This window comes from Streptomyces sp. ATLC9 (genome assembly GCF_057196705.1).
The window spans coordinates 14,935-34,000 of the sequence record NZ_JBXUOY010000021.1; the positions used below are offsets into that span (position 1 = coordinate 14,935).

General features: G+C 73.9%; 20 protein-coding genes, 1 tRNA gene and 1 pseudogene. 10 read left to right on the forward strand and 12 right to left on the reverse strand.

The annotated features are described in order from the left end of the window. The first annotated feature begins 83 nt into the window (after positions 1-83). The 3 genes from AC2CJA_RS04240 to AC2CJA_RS04250 all read left to right on the forward strand — a co-directional run bounded on the left by AC2CJA_RS04240 (position 84) and on the right by AC2CJA_RS04250 (position 2,820). Entirely contained in the window at positions 84-662 is a 579-nt protein-coding gene (locus tag AC2CJA_RS04240) for a TerD family protein (protein ID WP_484601295.1), read from the forward strand. Positions 663-733: 71 nt separating this feature from the next. After that, positions 734-1,885 carry a DUF475 domain-containing protein gene (locus tag AC2CJA_RS04245; RefSeq protein WP_484601296.1) on the forward strand — a complete coding sequence of 384 codons (1,152 nt, stop codon included), beginning with the start codon at positions 734-736 and terminating at the stop codon, positions 1,883-1,885. Between the two features lie 209 nt (positions 1,886-2,094). Then, entirely contained in the window at positions 2,095-2,820 is a 726-nt protein-coding gene (locus AC2CJA_RS04250; RefSeq protein ID WP_484601312.1) for a TerD family protein, read from the forward strand. Between the two features lie 222 nt (positions 2,821-3,042). Here the strand turns inward: AC2CJA_RS04250 and AC2CJA_RS04255 are convergent, their stop codons facing one another. Next, positions 3,043-4,023: a TerD family protein gene (locus AC2CJA_RS04255; protein WP_484601297.1), complete on the reverse strand. Its 981-nt coding sequence runs from the start codon at positions 4,021-4,023 to the stop codon at positions 3,043-3,045. 180 nt (positions 4,024-4,203) lie between these two features. On the opposite strand from AC2CJA_RS04255, the gene AC2CJA_RS04260 reads away from it, so the two are divergent. From AC2CJA_RS04260 to AC2CJA_RS04275, 4 genes and pseudogenes are all read left to right on the forward strand, one after another. Beyond that, on the forward strand, positions 4,204-5,376 hold the full coding sequence (locus tag AC2CJA_RS04260) for an HpcH/HpaI aldolase/citrate lyase family protein (RefSeq protein ID WP_484601298.1): 1,173 nt from the start codon (positions 4,204-4,206) through the stop codon (positions 5,374-5,376). After that, positions 5,373-7,967: a phosphoribosyltransferase gene (locus AC2CJA_RS04265; RefSeq protein ID WP_484601299.1), complete on the forward strand. Its 2,595-nt coding sequence runs from the start codon at positions 5,373-5,375 to the stop codon at positions 7,965-7,967. Before AC2CJA_RS04260 ends, AC2CJA_RS04265 begins: the two co-directional genes overlap by 4 nt. Next, positions 7,964-8,830: an HAD family hydrolase gene (locus AC2CJA_RS04270; RefSeq protein WP_484601300.1), complete on the forward strand. Its 867-nt coding sequence runs from the start codon at positions 7,964-7,966 to the stop codon at positions 8,828-8,830. The genes AC2CJA_RS04265 and AC2CJA_RS04270 overlap by 4 nt, the downstream gene beginning before the upstream one ends. A gap of 33 nt (positions 8,831-8,863) precedes the next feature. Then, a pseudogene (locus AC2CJA_RS04275) lies at positions 8,864-9,540 on the forward strand (O-methyltransferase). Between the two features lie 61 nt (positions 9,541-9,601). Here the strand turns inward: AC2CJA_RS04275 and AC2CJA_RS04280 are convergent. The 3 genes from AC2CJA_RS04280 to AC2CJA_RS04290 form a co-directional block, all read right to left on the reverse strand. Next, positions 9,602-9,823, reverse strand: a complete 222-nt coding sequence (locus AC2CJA_RS04280; protein WP_484601301.1) for an FmdB family zinc ribbon protein — start codon at positions 9,821-9,823, stop codon at positions 9,602-9,604. A 126-nt stretch (positions 9,824-9,949) separates the two neighbouring features. After that, positions 9,950-11,209 carry a hypothetical protein gene (locus AC2CJA_RS04285; RefSeq protein ID WP_484601313.1) on the reverse strand — a complete coding sequence of 420 codons (1,260 nt, stop codon included), beginning with the start codon at positions 11,207-11,209 and terminating at the stop codon, positions 9,950-9,952. A gap of 100 nt (positions 11,210-11,309) precedes the next feature. Further along, the gene (locus AC2CJA_RS04290) at positions 11,310-11,495 is read right to left on the reverse strand and encodes a hypothetical protein (protein ID WP_484601302.1); all 186 of its coding nucleotides are present in this window, start codon (positions 11,493-11,495) and stop codon (positions 11,310-11,312) included. Between the two features lie 170 nt (positions 11,496-11,665). On the opposite strand from AC2CJA_RS04290, the gene AC2CJA_RS04295 reads away from it, so the two are divergent. Further along, positions 11,666-11,740 (forward strand) — tRNA-Val (locus AC2CJA_RS04295). A gap of 86 nt (positions 11,741-11,826) precedes the next feature. Here the strand turns inward: AC2CJA_RS04295 and AC2CJA_RS04300 are convergent. Further along, entirely contained in the window at positions 11,827-12,201 is a 375-nt protein-coding gene (locus tag AC2CJA_RS04300) for a VOC family protein (protein ID WP_484601314.1), read from the reverse strand. Between the two features lie 454 nt (positions 12,202-12,655). On the opposite strand from AC2CJA_RS04300, the gene AC2CJA_RS04305 reads away from it, so the two are divergent. Continuing rightward, entirely contained in the window at positions 12,656-13,258 is a 603-nt protein-coding gene (locus tag AC2CJA_RS04305; RefSeq protein ID WP_484601303.1) for a tellurite resistance TerB family protein, read from the forward strand. A gap of 28 nt (positions 13,259-13,286) precedes the next feature. Here the strand turns inward: AC2CJA_RS04305 and AC2CJA_RS04310 are convergent, their stop codons facing one another. From AC2CJA_RS04310 to AC2CJA_RS04340, 7 genes are all read right to left on the reverse strand, one after another. Beyond that, complete coding sequence (locus AC2CJA_RS04310; protein ID WP_484601304.1) at positions 13,287-14,108, reverse strand: GvpL/GvpF family gas vesicle protein; 822 nt, start codon at positions 14,106-14,108, stop codon at positions 13,287-13,289. After that, the gene (locus AC2CJA_RS04315) at positions 14,105-14,419 is read right to left on the reverse strand and encodes a gas vesicle protein K (RefSeq protein WP_484601305.1); all 315 of its coding nucleotides are present in this window, start codon (positions 14,417-14,419) and stop codon (positions 14,105-14,107) included. The genes AC2CJA_RS04310 and AC2CJA_RS04315 overlap by 4 nt, the downstream gene beginning before the upstream one ends. Positions 14,420-14,484: 65 nt before the next feature. Beyond that, positions 14,485-15,438: a gas vesicle protein gene (locus AC2CJA_RS04320; protein ID WP_484601306.1), complete on the reverse strand. Its 954-nt coding sequence runs from the start codon at positions 15,436-15,438 to the stop codon at positions 14,485-14,487. Next, the gene (locus AC2CJA_RS04325) at positions 15,428-15,976 is read right to left on the reverse strand and encodes a gas vesicle protein (protein ID WP_484601307.1); all 549 of its coding nucleotides are present in this window, start codon (positions 15,974-15,976) and stop codon (positions 15,428-15,430) included. The genes AC2CJA_RS04320 and AC2CJA_RS04325 overlap by 11 nt, the downstream gene beginning before the upstream one ends. A 77-nt stretch (positions 15,977-16,053) precedes the next feature. Further along, positions 16,054-16,569, reverse strand: coding sequence for a hypothetical protein (locus AC2CJA_RS04330; protein ID WP_484601308.1), 516 nt, complete (start codon positions 16,567-16,569; stop codon positions 16,054-16,056). After that, entirely contained in the window at positions 16,566-17,021 is a 456-nt protein-coding gene (locus AC2CJA_RS04335) for a DUF6415 family natural product biosynthesis protein (protein WP_484601309.1), read from the reverse strand. The genes AC2CJA_RS04330 and AC2CJA_RS04335 overlap by 4 nt, the downstream gene beginning before the upstream one ends. Positions 17,022-17,211: 190 nt before the next feature. Further along, on the reverse strand, positions 17,212-18,396 hold the full coding sequence (locus AC2CJA_RS04340; RefSeq protein WP_484601310.1) for a helix-turn-helix domain-containing protein: 1,185 nt from the start codon (positions 18,394-18,396) through the stop codon (positions 17,212-17,214). A 98-nt stretch (positions 18,397-18,494) separates the two neighbouring features. Between AC2CJA_RS04340 and AC2CJA_RS04345 the strand changes: the two genes are divergently transcribed. Further along, positions 18,495-19,040 (forward strand): flavoprotein, encoded by a 546-nt coding sequence (locus tag AC2CJA_RS04345; RefSeq protein WP_484601311.1) that lies wholly within the window; start codon positions 18,495-18,497, stop codon positions 19,038-19,040. The last annotated feature ends 26 nt before the right edge of the window (positions 19,041-19,066 follow it).

Sequence of the window (19,066 nt, forward strand, 5' to 3'; positions counted from 1 at the left end):
CGCAGACTTCCGTGTCCGGGAGGTATGCGGCGCCGGGCGTCCCGGGAACACTGGGCGCACCACATCGGGAGAGGAGCAGGAACATGGGCGTCACGCTCGCCAAGGGGGGCAATGTCTCCCTCTCCAAGGCCGCGCCGAACCTGACCCGGGTCCAGGTCGGTCTGGGCTGGAAGGCCCGCTCCAGCACGGGCGCGGACTTCGACCTGGACGCCAGCGCGCTGCTGTGCGCGGGCGGCCGGGTGCTCGGTGACGAGTACTTCGTCTTCTACAACAACCTCACCAGCCCCGAGGGGTCGGTCGAGCACACGGGCGACGAGCTGGTCGGCGGTACGGGCGGCGGTGACGACGAGACGGTCCTGGTGGACCTCACCGGGGTGCCCCAGCAGGCCGACAAGGTGGTCTTCGCGGTGTCGATCCACGAGGCCGAGACCCGAAGGCAGAGCTTCGGCCAGGTCACCGATGCCTACATCCGCGTGGTGAACCAGGCCGACGGCAACGAGTTGGCGCGCTACGACCTCACCGAGGACGCCTCCTCCGAGACCGCGATGATCTTCGGGGAGCTCTACCGGTACGGGGGCGAGTGGAAGTTCCGTGCCGTCGGTCAGGGGTATGCGTCGGGGCTGCGGGGCATCGCTCTAGACTTCGGAGTAAATGTTTCGTAAAGCGGGTCGCTCGGCGTCCCACACCGCCCACGGCGTGGGGGGATCCCACCAGAGAGAAGATTGGGTAATCAGTGGTTCTAAGGACATTCGGCTGGTCTTTCGGTGTCACCGCCGCCGGACTCGTCGCCGCCTTCTTGTTCGGGGGGTGGGAGGCGTTCGCCCTGGTGGGGATCCTCTCCATCCTGGAGATCTCGCTGTCCTTCGACAACGCCGTCGTCAACGCCGGCGTGTTGAAGAAGATGAACGAGTTCTGGCAGAAGATCTTCCTCACCATCGGCATCCTCATCGCCGTCTTCGGTATGCGCCTGGTGTTCCCCATCGTGATCGTCTCCGTCTCGGCCCAGCTGGGGCCGATCGAGGCGGTCGACCTGGCGCTCAACGACCAGGAGCGCTACGAGCAGCTGGTCACCGACGCCCACCCGGCGATCGCGGCCTTCGGTGGCATGTTCCTGCTGATGATCTTCCTCAACTTCCTCTTCGACGAGGAACGCGACATCCACTGGCTCAAGGTGATCGAGCGCCCGCTGGCCCGCTTCGGCCAGGTCGAGGGCCTCTCGGTCGTCGTCGCCCTGATCGCCCTGCTGATCTCGGGATCCGTCCTGGGCACCCACGCCGTGCTCTACGAGGGGCACGCGGACGAGTCCGCGACGGTATACCTCGCGGGTATCGCCGGTCTGCTCACTTATCTGATCGTCAACGGCCTCTCCAGTCACTTCGAGAACAAGATCGAAGAGGACGAGGAACAGCAGCACGAGGCCGAGGAGGCCGCCCGGCGCGCGGGCAAGGAGCCCTCGGTCGTCCTGCTCGCGGGCAAGGCCGCGTTCTTCATGTTCCTCTACCTGGAGGTCCTGGACGCGTCCTTCTCCTTCGACGGCGTCATCGGTGCCTTCGCCATCACCAACGACCCGGTCGTCATCGCGATCGGCCTGGGCATCGGCGCGATGTACGTCCGGTCCATCACCGTCTACCTGGTCCGCCAGGGCACGCTCGACGAGTACCGTTACCTGGAGCACGGCGCCCACTACGCCATCGGCGCCCTGGGCATCCTGCTGCTGGTCACCATCAGGTGGCACGTCAACGAGGTCATCACCGGCCTGATCGGCGTCGCGCTGATCGGCACCGCCTTCTGGACCTCGGTGCGGCACAACCGCAAGGACGCCCTGCGGGGCGGGGACGAGGGCGGCAGCCCGGCGCGGAAGCCGGAAGTCCCCTCCGGCGTGTGACGGCGGCCTGATTGCGGAACGCTCTGTGCGGGGGGGGGGGGGGGGGGCGGGGCGGGGGGGGCGCCCCCGCCCCCCCCCCCGCCCCCCCCCCCCCCCCCCCCCCGCGGCATGACGCCGCGGACACGCAGACGGCACGGTCACGGGACGGTCCGCTCGGGAGTTGGGGGTAGGAAGGCATGGTCTCCCTGTGGGAGAACTGGCGCAGTGGAATGCGCAGAGGCCCTAGGTTCGACACGGTCGGCGGCGCGTCGACGTACGCGATGGAGCTGACCAAACGACACTCGACGGTCTCGCTCACCAAGCAGGGCGCCGACAGCGGCCACCTGCAGATCAATCTCTCCTGGCGGATGCGCTCGTCCGACCTCGACGGACGACCGCGGCGCGGCGGCCTGCTGCGCAACCCGCTCCAGGCGTTCAAGCCCGAACCGGTGCAGGGGCACACCCGGGGTGTGGTGACGGTCGACCTCGACCTGGCCTGCATGTACGAGCTGAAGGACGGAACCAGGGGCGTCGTCCAGCCGCTCGGCGGACTGCTGGGGGAGATCAACGCGCCGCCGTACGTCAAGCTCAGCGGGGACGACCGGTTCGGCGGCTCGTCGGGTGAGACCATCTACGTCAACCTCGACCACAAGGACAAGATCAAGCGGCTGCTGGTCTTCGTCTACATCTACGACGGGACTCCGGCGTTCGACCGCACCCAGGCGGTGGTCTCACTGATTCCCAGCAACGGCCCGCGCATCGAGGTCGGCCTCGACGAACGCGCCCCCGAGGCACGCTCCTGCGCGGTGGCGCTGATCGAGAACGACGCCAAGGGCCAGCTGGTGGCCCGCCGCGAGGTGAGGTACGTCTACGGCTTCCAGTCGGAGCTCGACCGGCTCTACGGCTGGGGCCTGCAGTGGGCGCGCGGCTACAAGAACAAGGCGGACCGGACGTGACCGGCTGCCGGCCGGGGCGTCTCCCCTGGTGTCGCGTCAGCCAGGGTTCACCCCGCTCGTCGCCCTGGCACGCACGCTCGCCGTGTTGGCCGAAAGCCCGGGTAGGACAACTACGTGCGGCTTCCGGCCGCCTGGCGATCGTACGCACCGGGGCGCCTCGCCACCGGGCAGACCCTGGCCGACGCGGCACTAGAGGGCGGGGAGGCGCACCGGGTGGCCCGGCTAGCGACCCACGAACTGCGGCCCCTGCGGCGGCAGGGTGAAGGCCGGGTCGGGCGTGCCGGGCCGGTGGGCCGGGGGCCGGGCCGGCGGCGGGGGCACATGCGGGTAGCCGTACGCCGACTGCGCCGGGGGGACCCCCGGCGCGGACCCCGGAGGCGGCACGGCCGGCACGGGGGCCGTCGGATGCGACGCGGCGGCGGGCTGGGGCTCCGGCCCCGGTTCGGGCCCCGGCCCCGGGGGCTGCGGCTCCGGTTCGGGCAGCGGTTCCGGCCCGGGTGTGGGACCGGGGACGGGGCGCGGCGGCGGAGGGGTCGGGCCGGGCGGCGGCTCGGGGTGCGGCTGCGGCTCGGGACGGGGCTCGGGCATCGGCTCCGGCCGCGGGAAACCCGGCTCCGGGGGCGGTTGCGGGATCGTCTGGTCCGGCTCCCCGGACGGGGCCGACCCGGCCTCCTCCACCGAGATGCCGAAGTCCGTCGCCAGTCCGACCAGCCCGGTGTCGTACCCCTGCCCCAGCGCGCGGAACTTCCAGCCGTCCCCGCGCCGGTACAGCTCACCGCAGATCAGCGCCGTCTCCGAGCCCGTCTCGGGACGGATCTCGAAACGGGCCACCGTCTCGCCGCCGTCGGCGTCCACCACCAGCAGCACCAGATCGCGCACATCGGCGAAGGTTCCGCCGTCCGCCGACGCGGACAGCATCACCCGCTCCACGGACGGGTCGAGACGGCCGAGATCCACCTCCAGCGAGTCCGTCAGCCCCTCAGGCTCGCGCCTCTTGGGCAGGTACCGCACCAGCCCGGAAGGGTGCTGCGGCTGGTTGTAGAAGACGAAGTCATCGTCGGAGCGCACACGCCCGTCCGCACCCAGCAGCAGCGCGGAGGCGTCGACGTCGTGGACGCCCGTGCCCGGCGTCCAGCGCAGTACGGCGCGCACGGCCGTCGCGTGGAGCTGGATGTTCGACCCCTTCAGCATCGCGTGCGTCATAGCGCCATCCTGCCTGTCTCGGCCCGCCGGTACAACGCGGGTGCCTCGGCGCCCTGGGTTTATGCGTAAGTAATGCTATGTTCACGCTTTCGAGTAACTTTTGAGCCACGTGCGTGCTTACGATGATCGGCCGGTTCTCGCTCATGAAAGACATGGGGCCGGTGATGGAACGGGGGTCCTGTGCGACACTTCGGGCACCTTTCGCCGCAGGTACGGCGGGAACTGTTCCACAGGGAACCGGCCGAATTCTCATCGCAGTCCCCGGCCCGCCTGCTGTCGGTGGCCCTCGGCGCCACCCTCTACAGCCCCGCCATCCGCCCCCGGCTCGCCGAGGACGTACTCAAGCAGGCCCGGCGGGGAGTGGTCTCCATGGTGCTCTGCCTGGAGGACTCCATCGACGACGCCGAGGTGCCCGGCGCCGAGGAGAACCTGGTGCGGCAGTTCACCGAGCTGGCCGCCTCCACCCCCGGCGCCGGATCCACCGAGCCCCCGCTGCTGTTCGTCCGCGTCCGGGAACCCGCGCAGATCATCTCCCTGGTCCGGCGCCTGGGCCCCGGCACCCGCCTGCTGTCCGGTTTCGTGCTGCCCAAGTTCACCGAGGAGCGCGGCATCCCCTTCCTGGAGGCGCTCACCGCCGCCGAGGCCGACTGCGGCCGGCGGCTGTTCGCCATGCCGGTCCTGGAGTCCCCCGACCTCCTGCACCTGGAGACGCGGGTGGAGACGCTCACCGGGATAGCCCGCACCGTCGACAAGTACCGCGACCGGGTCCTGGCGCTCCGCCTGGGCGTCACCGACTTCTGCTCCGCCTACGGCCTGCGTCGCAGCCCCGACATGACCGCCTACGACGTGCAGATCGTCGCCTCGGTGATAGCCGACGTGGTCAACGTGCTCGGCAGGGCCGACGGCACCGGCTTCACCGTCACCGGGCCCGTGTGGGAGTACTTCCGGCTCCAGGAGCGGATGTTCAAACCGCAGCTGCGTCAGAGCCCGTTCACCGGCCGGGCCGAGGAGCTGCGCGCCGCGCTGATCGAGCACGACATGGACGGACTGCTGCGCGAGATCGGCCTGGACCGGGCCAACGGCCTGCAGGGCAAGACGTGCATCCACCCCTCCCATGTCGCACCCGTCCACGCCCTGTCGGTGGTCAGCCATGAGGAGTTCAGCGACGCCACGGACATACTGCGCCCCGAGCGCTGCGGGGGCGGAGTGCTGCGTTCCGCGTACACCAACAAGATGAACGAGGTGAAGCCGCACCGCGCCTGGGCCGAGCGCACCCTGCTGCGGGCCGAGGCCTTCGGCGTCGCGCGCGAGGGCGTGGGGTTCGTCGAGCTGCTGGCGGCTGGGAGCATATGAGTCATACGGACGAGCACGACCACGGCCATGGCGAGCGGCACGGCGAGGGGTACGGCAGGGTGACGCAGGCGGCGGACGAACACGGGCGCACGGGCGGACGGCGGAGCGGGGCGCCGGAGGAGACCGGCGGGCCCGGGACCGGGGCCGGGCGGGGAACCGGCCAGTGGTCCGGCCAGTGGGTCGCACAGCGACTGGAGGTGGGGCTGGAAGCCCCGGCCGGCGAGGAGGACGGACGTCTGCGCGACCTGCTCGGCCTGGCCCTGCGGCGCAACGCCCGCCGGGCGCACCTGCTGGTCTCCCAGGTGCTGGGCAAGCACGTTCCCCAGCTGCCCGGTACCGTCCACGGCACCGGACTGCGCCTGGGCGGACGCGTCCGCGAGCTGCTGGGCGCGGACGCCGCCCGCGCGGTCGTCCTCGGCTACGCGGAGACCGCCACAGGCCTCGGCCACAGCGTCGCCGACGGCCTGGGCACCGCCCCCTACCTCCACTCCACGCGCCGCGCCGTACCCGGAGTGGAGCCGGTGGGCGGCTTCGAGGAGGAGCACTCCCACGCCACCTCCCATCTGCTGCTGCCGCAGGACCCGCGGCTGCTGGCCGGGGACGGGCCGCTGGTCCTGGTGGACGACGAGTTCTCCACCGGCACCACCGTCCTGAACACCATGACCGCACTGCACCGGGCCTTCCCGCGCGAGCGGTACGTGATCGTGGCGCTGACCGACCTGCGCGGGCCGCAGGACCGGGCCCGGCTGGAGAAGTTCGCCGCCGACCTCGGCGCCCGCATCGACGTGGTGGCCCTGGCCACCGGCACCGTACGCCTCCCCGGGGACGTACTGGAGCGCGGCGCCGCCCTGGTCGAGGCCCACGACAGCCCGCCGCCGCGGCCCGCGCCCGGATTCGACCCCGGCCAGGTGCGCCGCGTCGAGCTGGGCTGGCCGCTGGGCCTGCCCGACGGCGGGCGGCACGGCTTCACTCCCGCCCACCGCGCCCGGCTGGAGGCCGCGCTGCCGGCGATGGCCGGCCGGATGGCCGCCCACCTGCCCGAGGGGGCGCGCAGGGTGCTCGTCCTGGGGTGCGAGGAGCTGATGTACGCGCCGCTGCGGCTGGCCGAAGCGCTCACCGGCGCCACCGGCGCCGAGGTCCGCTACTCCACCACCACCCGCTCGCCCGTCCTGGCGGTCGACGAGCCCGGCTACGCCATCCGCACCCGCCTGGTCTTCCCCGCCCACGACGACCCCGCCGACGGCACCCCCGACCGGCCGGGCGACCGCTACGCCTACAACATCGCCGGCCAGGGCTTCGACGCCGTCGTCGCCGTCGTGGACTCCGCCGCCGACACCCCCGCCCTCCACGCGCCCGACGGCCTGCTGGCCCACCTCGCCGCCCACACCGGCCGGGTGCTGCTCGCGGTCGTCCCCTCCCACCGGCCCCTGCCCGCACCGCTGCGCGGCCCGGACTTCTCCTCCTACGCCGCCGAGGACGTCGGCTGGCTGCTCCAGGACCTCTCCGGCGTCACCCTGGAGGCGCCCACCGAGGAGCGCGAGGAGGCCATCCAGTCCGGCGGAGCGCACTACGCCGAGTCGCTGCCGGTGGAGTACCAGCCCAGCCAGGAGTACCAGCGGCTGTTCCACCAGGCGCTGGAGGCATCCGCCGACCGGATCGCCCGCGCCGTCGGAGTGGTCACCGACACCCTGCTCGCCGAACGGGGCGGCCGGGACGGCGTCCGGCACGACCGTGGGAAGGGCGTGGTCCTGGCCTCCCTCGCACGCGCCGGCACCCCCGTCGGGGTGCTCATGCGCCGCTGGGCCCGGCATGCGCACGGCCTGGACATACCGCACTACGCCGTCTCCATCGTCCGCGGCCGCGGCATCGACACCACCGCCCTGCGCTGGCTCGCCGCCCACCACGACCCGGCCGACGTGGTCTTCGTCGACGGCTGGACCGGCAAGGGTGCCATCACCCGCGAACTCGCCGACGCCCTGCGTCCCTTCCCCGGCTTCGAACCCGAACTCGCCGTCCTGGCCGACCCCGGCGGCTGCGTGCGCACCTACGGCACCCGCGAGGACTTCCTCATCCCCTCCGCCTGCCTCAACTCCACCGTCTCCGGCCTCGTCTCGCGCACCGTGCTCCGCGCCGACCTCGTCGGGCCGGACGACTTCCACGGGGCCAAGTACTACCGCGATCTGGCCGCGGGAGACGTCTCCAACCTCTTCCTGGACACCGTCGAGAGCCGCTTCGACGCCGTACGCGCCGACGTGGCCGCGGACGCGGCGCAACTGCTCGCCGCCGACCGCGCCCCCACCTGGGCCGGCTGGAGGGCGGTGGAGCGCATCAGCGAGGAGTACGGCATCGGGGACGTCAACCTCGTCAAGCCCGGTGTCGGCGAGACCACCCGGGTGCTGCTGCGCCGCGTCCCCTGGCGCGTACTGGCCCGGCGCGGCGCGGGCGCCGACCTGGACCACATCCGGCTGCTGGCCGGGCAGCGCGGCGTGCCCGTCGAGGAGGCCGACGACCTGCCCTACTCCTGCATCGGCCTCATCCACCCCCGCTACACGCGCGGCGCCACCGGCGCCGACGGAAAGGCCGCCCGATGAGCGGTCCGGTGAGCCGCCCGGCTGCCGACGCCGCACACGCGGCTCCGGGGCGCCGCACGGTCCTGGTCGCCAGCGATCTGGACCGCACCCTCGTCTACTCCGCCGCCGCCCTCGGGCTGACCGTACCCGACGCCGAGGCCCCGCGTCTGCTGTGCGTGGAGGTCTACCAGTCCAAGCCCCTGTCGTACCTCACCGAGACCGCCGCCGCCCTGCTGACCGAACTCGCGGACCGGTCCGTCTTCGTCCCCACCACCACCCGCACCCGCGAGCAGTACGGCCGCATCCATCTGCCCGGCCCGCCCCCGCGCTACGCGATCTGCGCCAACGGCGGCCATCTGATGGTGGACGGCGAGTCCGACCCCGGCTGGCACGCCCGGGTACGGCGCGCCCTGGACGCCGACTGCGCGCCGCTCGCGCGGGTGCGCGCCCGCATGGTGGAAGCCGCCGATCCCGGCTGGCTGCTCAAGGAGCGCGTCGCCGAGGACCTGTTCGCCTATCTGGTCGTCGACCGCGAGAAGCTGCCCGACGGCTGGGTCAAGGAGCTGGCCGACTGGGCCGGGCCGCGCGGCTGGACCGTCTCCCTCCAGGGGCGAAAGCTCTACGCCGTGCCGCGTCCGCTCACCAAGAGCGCCGCCGTCGCCGAGGTCGCCCGGCGCACCGGCGCCGAGCACGTCCTGGCCGCCGGAGACTCCCTCCTCGACGCCGACCTGCTGCTGGCCGCCGACACCGGCTGGCGGCCCGGCCACGGGGAACTGGCCGACCTGGGCTGGAGTGCCCCGCACATCACCGCCCTGCCCGAGCGCGGGGTCGCGGCCGGGGAACGTGTGCTGCGGGAGTTCCTCACGCACACCGGACAGGACTGAGCGAGGGCGACGGGACTGAGCGGGGATGCGGCCATGACCACACCGGCATCCCGCGACAAGCGCCCCCTCCGGACCGCCGAGCTGCACGGGTACGTGCTCGACCACAACCCGCCGCTCGACCCCGTCCTGCGCGACCTGGTGCAGACCACGCGCGCCCGCTTCCCCGACCGGGCCGGGCCGGGCCGCGGTCGGCCCAGGAACAGGGGCCGATGCCAGCCTTCCTGGTACGGCTGACCGGTGCCCGCCGCGCCGTGGAGGTCGGCACCTTCACCGGCTTCTCCGCGCTCGCCATGGCCCAGGCCCTGCCCGAGGACGGCACGCTCATCGCCTGTGACATCTCGCAGGAGTGGACGGCCCTCGGGCGCGAGGCATGGGCCAGGGCGGGCGTGGCCGACCGCATCGACCTGCGCATCGCGCCCGCCCTGGACACCCCGCGGGCCCTGCCCACCGAGTCGGGGACCGACTTCGCCTACCTCGACGCGGACAAGGACAACCACATCGCCTACTGGGATGAGCTGGTGCCGCGGGTGCGGCCGGGCGGACTGATCGTCGCGGACAACGTGCTCTTCCGCGGCGAGGTCGCCGACCCGGATGCCACCGGCAACGCCGCCGCGATCCGGGCCTTCAACGACCACGTCCGCGCCGACGGGCGGATGGAGTCGATCATGCTGACGGTCGCCGACGGCGTGACCATCGCGCGCAGGCGGTAGCCCGCCCTGGCGCGGGCCGCGTCCAACGGCCGTTTCCGCCGGCCATCGCCGGCTCTCCCGTTCAGCCGCAGCAGCCGCCTCCGCAGCACCCTCCGCCTCCGCCGCCCGCGCTCGGCGCGGGGGCGGAGGAACGGGCGGCGCCGCCCACCGCGACGGTGGACAGCAGCTTCACCGTGTCGCCGTGGCCCTCCGGGCAACTGGCGGGCGCACCGGACTCGGCCATCGGTCGGTTCACTTCGAACGTGGTGCCGCAGGCGCGGCAGCGGAACTCGTATCGGGGCATGCGAGCAGGATAAGCGGCCGTCCGGCCATCGCGGGGAGCCTGTGGACAGCGGTCGCGGCACCAGGGCGGTACCGGGCCGCGTACGCCCGGCCCCGCGGGCCCGGCTCCGTGGAGCCGGGCGGGGGCTCAGCCGCCCGCCGCCCGCTCCTCGCGTATCCGGCGCACCACGTCCGCCACCGTCCCGCGGATGGCGTCCAGCTCCGTCACGAAGCCCCACCAGTCCGGATGCCGCCCCGACAGTCCCGCTACCGCCCGCTCCAGCCGGGCCACCGACTCGTCCAGCGGGCCCGCGTGCCGGGGGTCGGGATGGCTGCGTCCGGCCATCGCCAGCCGCTGGGCGTCGCGGATGGCGAAGCGCGTCCGCTCCACCTCGCCGCTGTGGTCGAAGGAGACCTCGTTCAGCCGCCGCAGACGCTCACCGGCGGCCGAGACCGCCTCGTCCGCGTCGTTCAGCAGCGCCCGCACCGTCGACAGCCGGGCGGTGGCGTCCGCCCACCGCTGCTCCTGCCGGGCGGTACGCGCCTCGGCCAGCTTCTCCTCCGCCTGCCGCACCGCGCCCGCCACCTGGTCCGGCACGTTCTGCAGATCCTCCCAGCACGCGGCGGTGAACCGCCGCCGCAGCTCGCTCAGCACCGGCCCGGCGTTCTCCGCCCGGTGCCCCAGCGCCTCGGCACGGGTGCGCAGGGAGGACAGCCGCCGGTCGGTCCCGGCCGCCCGCTCCGGCAGCAGCTCGACCTCCCTGCGTACCCCCTCCGCCTCCCGCAGCACGCGCTCGGCCCGCTGGAGGGTGTCCCGCACGCCGTGGCGCGCGGCGCCCTCGTTGAGCCTGGTCAGCTCGGGCGAGAGGGCGGCCAGCCGGGCCGCCGCCTCGTCGGCCCGCAGCCCGGCGGCGCGTACGGCGTCCAGCGCCTTCGTCGCCCCCAGCAGCGCCTGCCGGGCCCGCTCCACGGCGGGGGCCAGCCGGGCGAGCTGCGTCTCGGCCTTCTCCAGCAGCGGACCGAGCGCTTGCCCGAACCGGTCCAGGTCCGCGCGGGTGCGCTCCAGATCCTCCCGCGTCCTGTCCAGGGCCCGGCGGGCGCCGGAGGCGGCGTCGGCGTCCAGGTCGTCGCGCTCCAGGTCGTGGGCGTCCACGGTGGCGATGTACTCATGGCTGACCTGGTCGATCCGCCGCCCGAACTCGGCGAAGTCCCCGACGGCCCGGCGCGCGGCCGGGGAGTCGTCGACGGCCGCCAGGGTCTCGACGGAGATCCGCAGATCCCGCTGCGCGGTGTCCAGTTCGTAGAACGCGGTGGCCGCCGCGTCCTTGGCGGCCTGGGCCTCGGCCCGCCGGTTCTCGGCGCGCCCGCCGCCGCCCCAGCCCCAGCGGCGTGCGCCGCCGCCGTTCATCGCCGCCACGTGTGTCCTCTCCCCATGCGCCCTCGCCGGCCCGGCTGCCATTCTCCCACCCGGCCCGGGGAACACACGAGAGGCGACGGAGGCGGTCACCTCACGACCGGTCCAGCCGGCTCGCGGGGCGTACGGTCACATCGCCGGTGGCGGTACGGGCGGTGACGGCAGGAGCGTCTTCACCGCCCCGCGGCACCTCCACCCGGGCCCCGCCGTTGTCGGCGGCGACCGCGGGAACGACGGCGACCAGGGCGCGTACGGTGCTGCGGCGGGTCTCGGTGGTCACGGGGGATCTCCGTATCCGCTCGGCGGGGGCTGCTCGGCACGTCCTGCCGACGCTGTGGACCCCCGGCCGCCGACGGCATCCGGCACCCCACCGGACCGGGGTGGGGACAGCCCCCGCCTCCCGGGTTTATGGCGCACACGGCGCGGCACGGTACGCTGTGGACTCACCCCGGGCGCATAGCTCAGCGGTAGAGCGCTGCCCTTACAAGGCAGATGTCGGCGGTTCGAACCCGTCTGCGCCCACCAGGGAGAAGCCCCCCGGCCCGCCAGGGCCGGGGGGCTTCCGCGTCACCGTCCGGCGCCGGTGGCCGTGGCCGGACGCGCTCGCCCGGTCACAGGTACGGCCGGGTGATCAGCTCGATCGCGTGGCCGGAGGGGTCCTTGAAGTACACCCCGCGACCGCCGTGCTCGTTGTTGGTCTCGCCGGGGCGCCGCATCCGCGGATCGGCCCAGTGCTCGACACCGCGCTCGCACAGCCGCCGGTACGCCCGGTCGAACAGCTCGTCGTCGACCAGGAACGCGTAGTGCTGCATCTGGATCTCCACCGGCGGCTCGGCGAACTGCAGCAGCACGCCGTCGGTGAGCTGGATGTTGGTGAACACGCCCCAGGACGGTGCTTCCGGAAGCTCCAGGAGCTCCCGGAAGAACCGGGCCGACTCGTGCCGGTCCCTGGCGGCGATGATGGTGTGGTTGAAGGTGACTGTCACGCGGTTGACCTCGCTGTCGCTCGGCACGGAGAGATGGACTCGCGGTGCACGGGTGCGGGGAGGTCCGCGTGCCGAACCGTGGGGGCGCCTTCCGCGCCCCCGCCGCGCGGTCAGCCCTCCACCGGACAGCCGATCCGTGTGTGGCGTGGCGCCGGTCCGGTGTTCACGCCGGCGACGTTACCCGGTTGCGCCGACTGCGCCAACAGGGTGTGAGGGCGGGTCAGTTCCGCAGGCGGCCCAGTACGGACCGCATCGCGCGGTCCACGGCGCGGCGGGCCGGTTCGGTGTGGAGGCCGTCGCCGCGGTGCTCGATTCCTGAACCGGCCCGCCCCGAAAGGGTGATCCGGGCGCCTGCGGAACCGGGGCGGGTCCCGGGGACGTTGGAATGGCGGACGGTGAACGAACACCTGCGGCCCGCACCGGGCGGGCGGCGGCCGAGGACGGGATGGCTCAAGTGGCGATGTGGGATCGGCTCAAGGACCAGGCCAGGAACCTCCAGCAGTCCCGGGGCGGACAGGGCACGGGCGGGCCGGGCGCCGGAGGACCGGGTGCCGCCGGCCGGGGCGCGGTGGGCCAGGGGCACGGCGCCCGCTCCGGCTCCGGCTCCGGAGGGGGGACGAAGGCCCAGCTGGTGGGCCTGCTGAAGTCCCAGCTCGCCTCGGCCAAGGCCGAGTTGAAGAGCGGCGCGTACCGGGACGCGAGCATGGCGATGTGCGCGCTGGTGGCCGCCGCCGACGGGCATGTGGACCCGTCGGAGCGGCAGCGGATGGAGTCGATGATCGTCGACAACGACGTTCTGCGGAACTTTCCGCCCGAGCAGCTGCGCCAGCGGTTCAACCGCCACGTGGACCGGCTGACGGCCGACTTCCAGGCGGGCAGGGCGGAGGCGCTGCAGGAGATCGCCAAGGCCGCCAAGAAGCCGGCGGAGGCCAGGGCCGTCATCCAGACCGGCATCGTCATCGCCGGCGCCGACGGCCACATCGACCAGTCCGAGCAGCAGGCCGTCCGGGAGGCCTGCGCCGCGCTGGGGATCTCCCCGGCGGAGTTCGGCATGTGAGGACCGGGCGAACCCCGGACGGAACCGCCTAAACCGGCTCCGGGACGGCTGGATCGCGGGGGCCGCCGTCGGGGAGGTCGGCGAAGGTGTACGGCGGCCAGGGGCCCAGGAAGCGGATGCGGGCGGCGGGCTGTTCGCCTTGGACGGCCGCCAGTACGGCGCCCACCGCCTCGATGTCCTCCGTCCGCACCAGCAGGGCCGCCGAGAGGACGTCGGCCTCGTCCGGGTCGCGCACGCCGCGCGACCGCTCGCGCATGTCCTCGGCCACCGCCAGCAGCCTGCGGCGCGCATCCGCGTGGAGGACGTCGGCCAGGCGCTCGGAGGCCTCCCGGCGCAGCTGTTCGAGCTGCTTGGCCAGCAGGCGGCGCAGCCCGGGGGAGCGGTCGGCCATCTCCGCCTCCAGGGCGCGGGCGCGCTCGTCGTCGCGGGCGGAGGCCGCACGGTCGGCGGTGATCTCCACCCTCAGCTCCGCCCGGCCCTCCAGCGCCTCCAGCCGGGAGCGGAGTCCGGCCGCGCGGGAGGCGAGCCAGTCGCGCAGGCGCTCCTCGGCGGTGCGCGGATCCCGCGGCGAGGGGTCGGGGGCGACCAGGACGTTGAAGGTCATCGGCAGGAGCGCGCCGGTGCGCTCCCACACGGCCACCACCGCCCGGTCCTGCTCGGCCACCCGGCGCCGCACGTCCTCGTCCGGGCCCTGGTAGGGGGCCGGTTCCGCGTCGTGGACCAGCGCGGCCAGCCCCGTGCCCGGGGCGGCCAGCAGGCGCAGGGGGCGCCCGTCGATCCCGGTGACGCCGTCGGCGGCGCCGGGCCGGTCGGGCGCCACCGCGTACACGTACAGGGCCGGCTCCGTCACCGCCGCGCCTCCTCGGCCCAGCGGGCGGGGTTGACCAGCTTGTCCACCACGTCGTCCACCACCTCGTCCAGGCCCCGGTGCAGGTCCGCGACGGAGTCGGTGATGCCGTGGTCGGACTTGATCTCCTCGATCGCCTCGTCCAGCTCCAGCAGGGCCTCGCCCAGGCGTTCGAGCTCCTCCTCGGTCAGGTCGCCGCCGTCCATCCGGCGCAGCGCCTGCCGCTCCAGGGCCTCCTGGATCACCTCGACCAGGGTGACGACCAGGGAGAGCACCCCTTGTTTGAGGCTCTTCTCGTCGACCGTGATGGCCATGTTCCTCTCCTCTCCCGTCTGCTGTCCTGCCGTGTCGCCCCGCGAGGGGCGCCGTGTGCGCGTGGTCAGGCCGAGGGCAGCGGGGCCGCGCCGCGCAGCGAGTCCAGTGCCCCGGCCCAGCGCCCCGGGTCGTCGGCCGTGAGCGCCACCTGCCCCTGCGAGGCCGTCTCCACGGTGATCACCGTTCCCCCGCCGGCCGGTGAGCGCCCCGGCGCGGTGCGGACGGCGGTGATGTCGTCGGCGGGCAGGACCAGGGCGGGGCGGGAGTCCAGCGGCGACTTCCACACCAGCGCGTCCGGGGTGAGCCGCCCCTGTCCGCCGCGCCACAGGGGGCCGTCGCGGCGCGGCTCGTGGTACCAGAGGTGGCCTTCGAGGACCGTCCGGCCGCCTTCGTCCCCCTCGTCGTCCTTCCGTTCCGGGTCGGCGGGGGACGTCTCCAGCGGGCCGGGGCACGTACCGGCCAGCAGGGCGCGCAGCCTCTCCGGTTCGGTGCAGGACAGCAGGGTCTCGCGTCCGTCCGCCAGGGTGACGCGCAGCCTGGTGCGCTGTTCGCCGCCGATGGTCCGCTCGGTCTCCGGCCGGACCGCTCGCACCGCCGCCAGCTCCGTCTCCCACAGCACCTCGCGCGGTTCGCGGCGCGTCACGGCCAGCCGCCGGTCGGTGAGGTGGACGGTGCCGGGACGCCAGGTGGTCCGGAAGCCGTCGTCCAGCAGGTGGCCGCCGCGCATGTGGACGACGTACCGCTCCCCGGCGCGCAGTCCGAGCTCGCGGTGTCCGGTGGAGCGCTCGGCCCAGGCGCGGGTGTCCTCGTCCCAGCGGCGTAGCATGCCGTACTCCAGCATGGTCTCCATGCCCGCGATCGCGGCGCGCAGACTGACGCCGATCAGCGGGATGTCGGCCACCGAGACGATGAGGTCCAGGTGGAGGACGGCGCCCTTGTTCAGCAGGACCTCGACGAGGTCGTCCAGCGTCACGCGCGGATCCCTGGTGGGCTTCATCGGCGGGCGTTCAGCCGTCACGGCCGCCGCTTCCGCCGTCTCCGGAGGCGCCGTCGGCCGCGTCCGTGCCGTCCGGGCCGGCGTCGCCCGGAAGGGCGCGCGGGGCGGCGCCGGCCTCGGCCAGCCGTGCCCGGGCGCTGCGCCAGCCGCACCACGGACACATGTCCTCCAGCAACTGGTGCACCGGCGAACGTTTTCCGCACGCGGGACAGGCGTCCCGCTCCTCGCGGGCCTCGCGCCAGGCGGCCGTCTCGACATCGGTGCCGGAGGGGAACTCCAGCCCGTAGCGCGCGGCGGTCTCGAAGGAGGCCAGCGCCGCCCGCAGCCGGATGCCGAGGAGTTCGACGCCGGCCACCGACACCATGATGTCGGCGTTGAGGACCAGCCCCTTGTCGAGAAGGGTCTCCACCACGTGGGCGAGGCTGCCCTCGCCGTCCCGCCGCGGCTCCAGTGGCTGAGGTGCCGGCGTCCGGGCCCGCGGCGCGGCGGGTACGCGCGGCGGCGCGGGCCGGACGGCGTCGGCCCCGGCGGGAACACCTCTCTCCTGGTAATCGCTCACCCGTTACGCCTATCCGGGTGACCGCTTCCCATGCATCCGTGACGCGGGGTCAGCCGGGCGCGGGGCCCGGCTCCCCGTCATCCGGCGGTTTCCGCGGCTTCGGTGACCTCGGTGGCTTCGGTGGCTTCGGCGGCTTCGGCCGCGCGGGCCTCGGCGTAGGCGTCACGGAGGTCCGGGCCCCAGGCGGGTGCCCGGTTCGAGGGGCGGACGATCCAGCCCCGGTTGCCGACCAGATCCGGTTCGACGACATCCGGGTGGGGCAGCAGCACCAGGGTGCCGCGGCCCAGGACGGACATGCCGGCGACCTTCCAGCCGTCGGCCGAGCCCAGGGCGACGACGAAGTCCGCGCCCAGCGGAGTGGAGAGCACGGGGCCGAGCGGGGCCCGTGCGGCACGCATCCTGCGGACCGTCTCCAGGGCGAGGGGCAGCGGGACGCGGACCACGTCCCAGGCGACCCCGGCAGGCACCTCGCCCAGCGCGCCGTACTCCCAGGCGGCCAGGACGGCGGGTACACGGCCGGTGGGCTCCAGCCAGCCGGTCGGCGGAGGCTGGACGGCGGTGCCGGCCGGTGCGGAGTGCGGGGAGATGGTCACGGTGTCGCCTTCCTGTTCCACTCGGGGGTCTGCCGCAGCAGCCATCGGCAGTCGTGCGCGAGGGATCTGATCTGCTGCCGGGCGGAGGACAGCCCGTCGTCCAGTTCCCGTGCGGCCTGGTTGGTGATCCAGTCCAGCCGTGCCCGGTAGCGCAGCCACTCGGCGGTGCTGGGGCGCAGGACGGCGGCGCGGGCCCGCGCGATCGGCAGCAGCAGCCGGATGTGGCCGCGCAACCGGGTCTCCAGTTCCACCAGTTCCCCGTGGCCCAGGGGCGCGCTGCCGTGGGCCAGGGCGCGGCGGATGGTGTGCTGGACGGCGGCGGCGTCCACCAGGACGGCCCCCTCCGGGGGGTCGGTATCGGCCGACGGGGCCCGCGGGCCGGTCTCCTGCGGGCCGGTTCCGCCGACCGGGGGCGGAGCCGCGGGTGGGATGGCGTCTGGTGTCGTCTGCACGAGGTCCCCCGGACTTGTGGTCACGATCGCTTACGGACCCAGCGTGGCTGCGCGGCCGGCCCGCAACTGTCACTCTTCGGTGACAGGCACCGTCGGCCGTATGCGCGCGGGCGCGCACGCTCCGGCGTCCGCACCGGACATCACACACCGTCACGCACGATCGCACGTCGTCACACGGTGCCGTGCGCCGTCACACTCCGACCCACGCGGCCATCCGCGTCAGGGTGTCCGGCGCCCTGCGCCGCAGGTTCAGCAGGCCGCGCACCGTCTCCCGTACCCGGGGGTGGAAGCGGGTCTGCTGGGGCGCCAGCGCGCGTGCCTGGGCCAGGGAGGCCAGCGCCGCCTCGATCCGGCCGGTCTCCATCTCCGCGCGGGCCCGGTCCACCAGCAGCGCGGCCCGCCGGGAGGCCGCCCAGCCGCGCGGCGGGCGCACCGCGCGCGCCGCGCTCAGCGCCGCGTCGTACTGGCGCAGCTCCAGCCGGGCGAACACCTCGTGCGTCCCGACGTTCGCCGGGCCGAAGGACAGCCAGTGCACCGCCCCCACCTCGCCGGTGCGCCGGGCGATCTCCCCGGCCCGCGCGAGGTGGGACTCCACGGCCGCCGCGTCGCCCGCACGGGCCGCGATCACGGCCGCGCCCAGATGGAGCTGCCCGGCCACCGCCAGGCTCTCGGTGCTCTCCTCGGTCTGGCGCAGCAGATCGTGCCCGACCGCCACCATGCGCAGGCCGATGCGGTGTTCGGCGTCCCGGCTGCGGTAGGACAGGGCCCGCTTGTACTGGCGGATCGCACCGAGCAGCGGATCGCCGGCGTGCTCGGCGGCCCAGCCCATCCGGTCCAGGGCCACCACGGCCAGGTCGTAGTTGCCGAGCTTCGTCGTCACGTCGTGCGCACTGCGGTACGCCGACGCCAGCGCCCGCCACAGCTCGGTGCTCGGGCGCTCCCGGCAGGAGACGGTCAGGTCCGCCAGCAGGCCCGGCAGGCCCGAGGCCGCCTGGTACAGCCGGGCGCCGCGTACGTCGCGGCACAGCGTGTCGGCGGCCGCGGCCAGTCCGGGCGCGGGGAGGGCGGGGACGCGAGGGTCGGGCGGCAGGTCGTACAGGTCCAGCGCCTCGCGGATGGGCCGGACCAGACCGTCGACGCGGTCGGGCCCGGGGGAGTGCGCGGGCTGCCCCGTCAGGGCGGCGACGTCGGTGCGCAGCGCTCTGGCCACGGCGGCCACGAACTGCGGGGAGGCGCTCTTGTGACCGCTCTCGACATGGCGCAGGAGGCTGTAGGAGTAGGGGATGCGCTGGGCGAGCCCCTGCTGTGTGAGTCCGGCGCGCTTGCGCTGGGCGGCGATCCGGTTACCGATGTGCTCGTCGTCGGATGCGGGCATACCGGGTCCCTCCGTTCCTGGCGGCATCTGAACGGTACCCGCGACCCGCCGCCCGGCCCAGTGAGTTCGCGCTGATCAGATGTGGTGAACTGCGGAGCATGAGGAACCGAGTCATGTACCTGTTCGGTTGTGCCTCCCCGCCCGTCGTCTACGTCGACCACGCGATCCGCGAGGCGCAGGCGCGGGGCTGGGAGGTGTGCCTGGGACTGACGCCGAACGCGCGGGAGTGGCTGGAGGACCGGCTGCCGGAGCTGGAGGAGCTGACCGGCCATCCGGTGCGCAGCGCCTACCGGTCCTACGGCCGGCCCGAGACATGGCCCAGGACGGATGTCGTGGTGGTGGCGCCGGCGACCATGCACACGGTCAACGCCTGTGCGCTGGGCATCACTTCGACGTTCGTCGTGGGCTTCGCCGCGGAGGCGATGGGCAAGCGCATTCCGCTGGTGGTCATGCCGTGCCTGAACTCCACCTACGCCCGGCATCCGCAGTTCGAGCGCTCGCTGGAGGTCCTGCGCGGGGAGGGCGTGCGGGTGCTGTACGGCCCCGGCGGCTTCGAGCCGAACCCGCCGGGGCAGGGGCGCCCCGAGGAGTACCCGTGGCACCTCGCGCTGGACGCGGCGCGCGAGGCGGTGCGGCGGCGCTGACTGGCGGCGCGCGCCCCGCCCCGGCG

Coding starts and splice junctions, on each gene's coding strand:
- AC2CJA_RS04345 (WP_484601311.1), top strand. CDS start 18,495: ATGAGGAACCGAGTCATGTACCTGTTCGGTTGTGCCTCCCCGCCCGTC.
- AC2CJA_RS04250 (WP_484601312.1), top strand. CDS start 2,095: ATGCGCAGAGGCCCTAGGTTCGACACGGTCGGCGGCGCGTCGACGTAC.
- AC2CJA_RS04315 (WP_484601305.1), bottom strand. CDS start 14,419: ATGGCCATCACGGTCGACGAGAAGAGCCTCAAACAAGGGGTGCTCTCC.
- AC2CJA_RS04265 (WP_484601299.1), top strand. CDS start 5,373: ATGAGTCATACGGACGAGCACGACCACGGCCATGGCGAGCGGCACGGC.
- AC2CJA_RS04285 (WP_484601313.1), bottom strand. CDS start 11,209: ATGAACGGCGGCGGCGCACGCCGCTGGGGCTGGGGCGGCGGCGGGCGC.
- AC2CJA_RS04255 (WP_484601297.1), bottom strand. CDS start 4,023: ATGACGCACGCGATGCTGAAGGGGTCGAACATCCAGCTCCACGCGACG.
- AC2CJA_RS04340 (WP_484601310.1), bottom strand. CDS start 18,396: ATGCCCGCATCCGACGACGAGCACATCGGTAACCGGATCGCCGCCCAG.
- AC2CJA_RS04240 (WP_484601295.1), top strand. CDS start 84: ATGGGCGTCACGCTCGCCAAGGGGGGCAATGTCTCCCTCTCCAAGGCC.
- AC2CJA_RS04280 (WP_484601301.1), bottom strand. CDS start 9,823: ATGCCCCGATACGAGTTCCGCTGCCGCGCCTGCGGCACCACGTTCGAA.
- AC2CJA_RS04270 (WP_484601300.1), top strand. CDS start 7,964: ATGAGCGGTCCGGTGAGCCGCCCGGCTGCCGACGCCGCACACGCGGCT.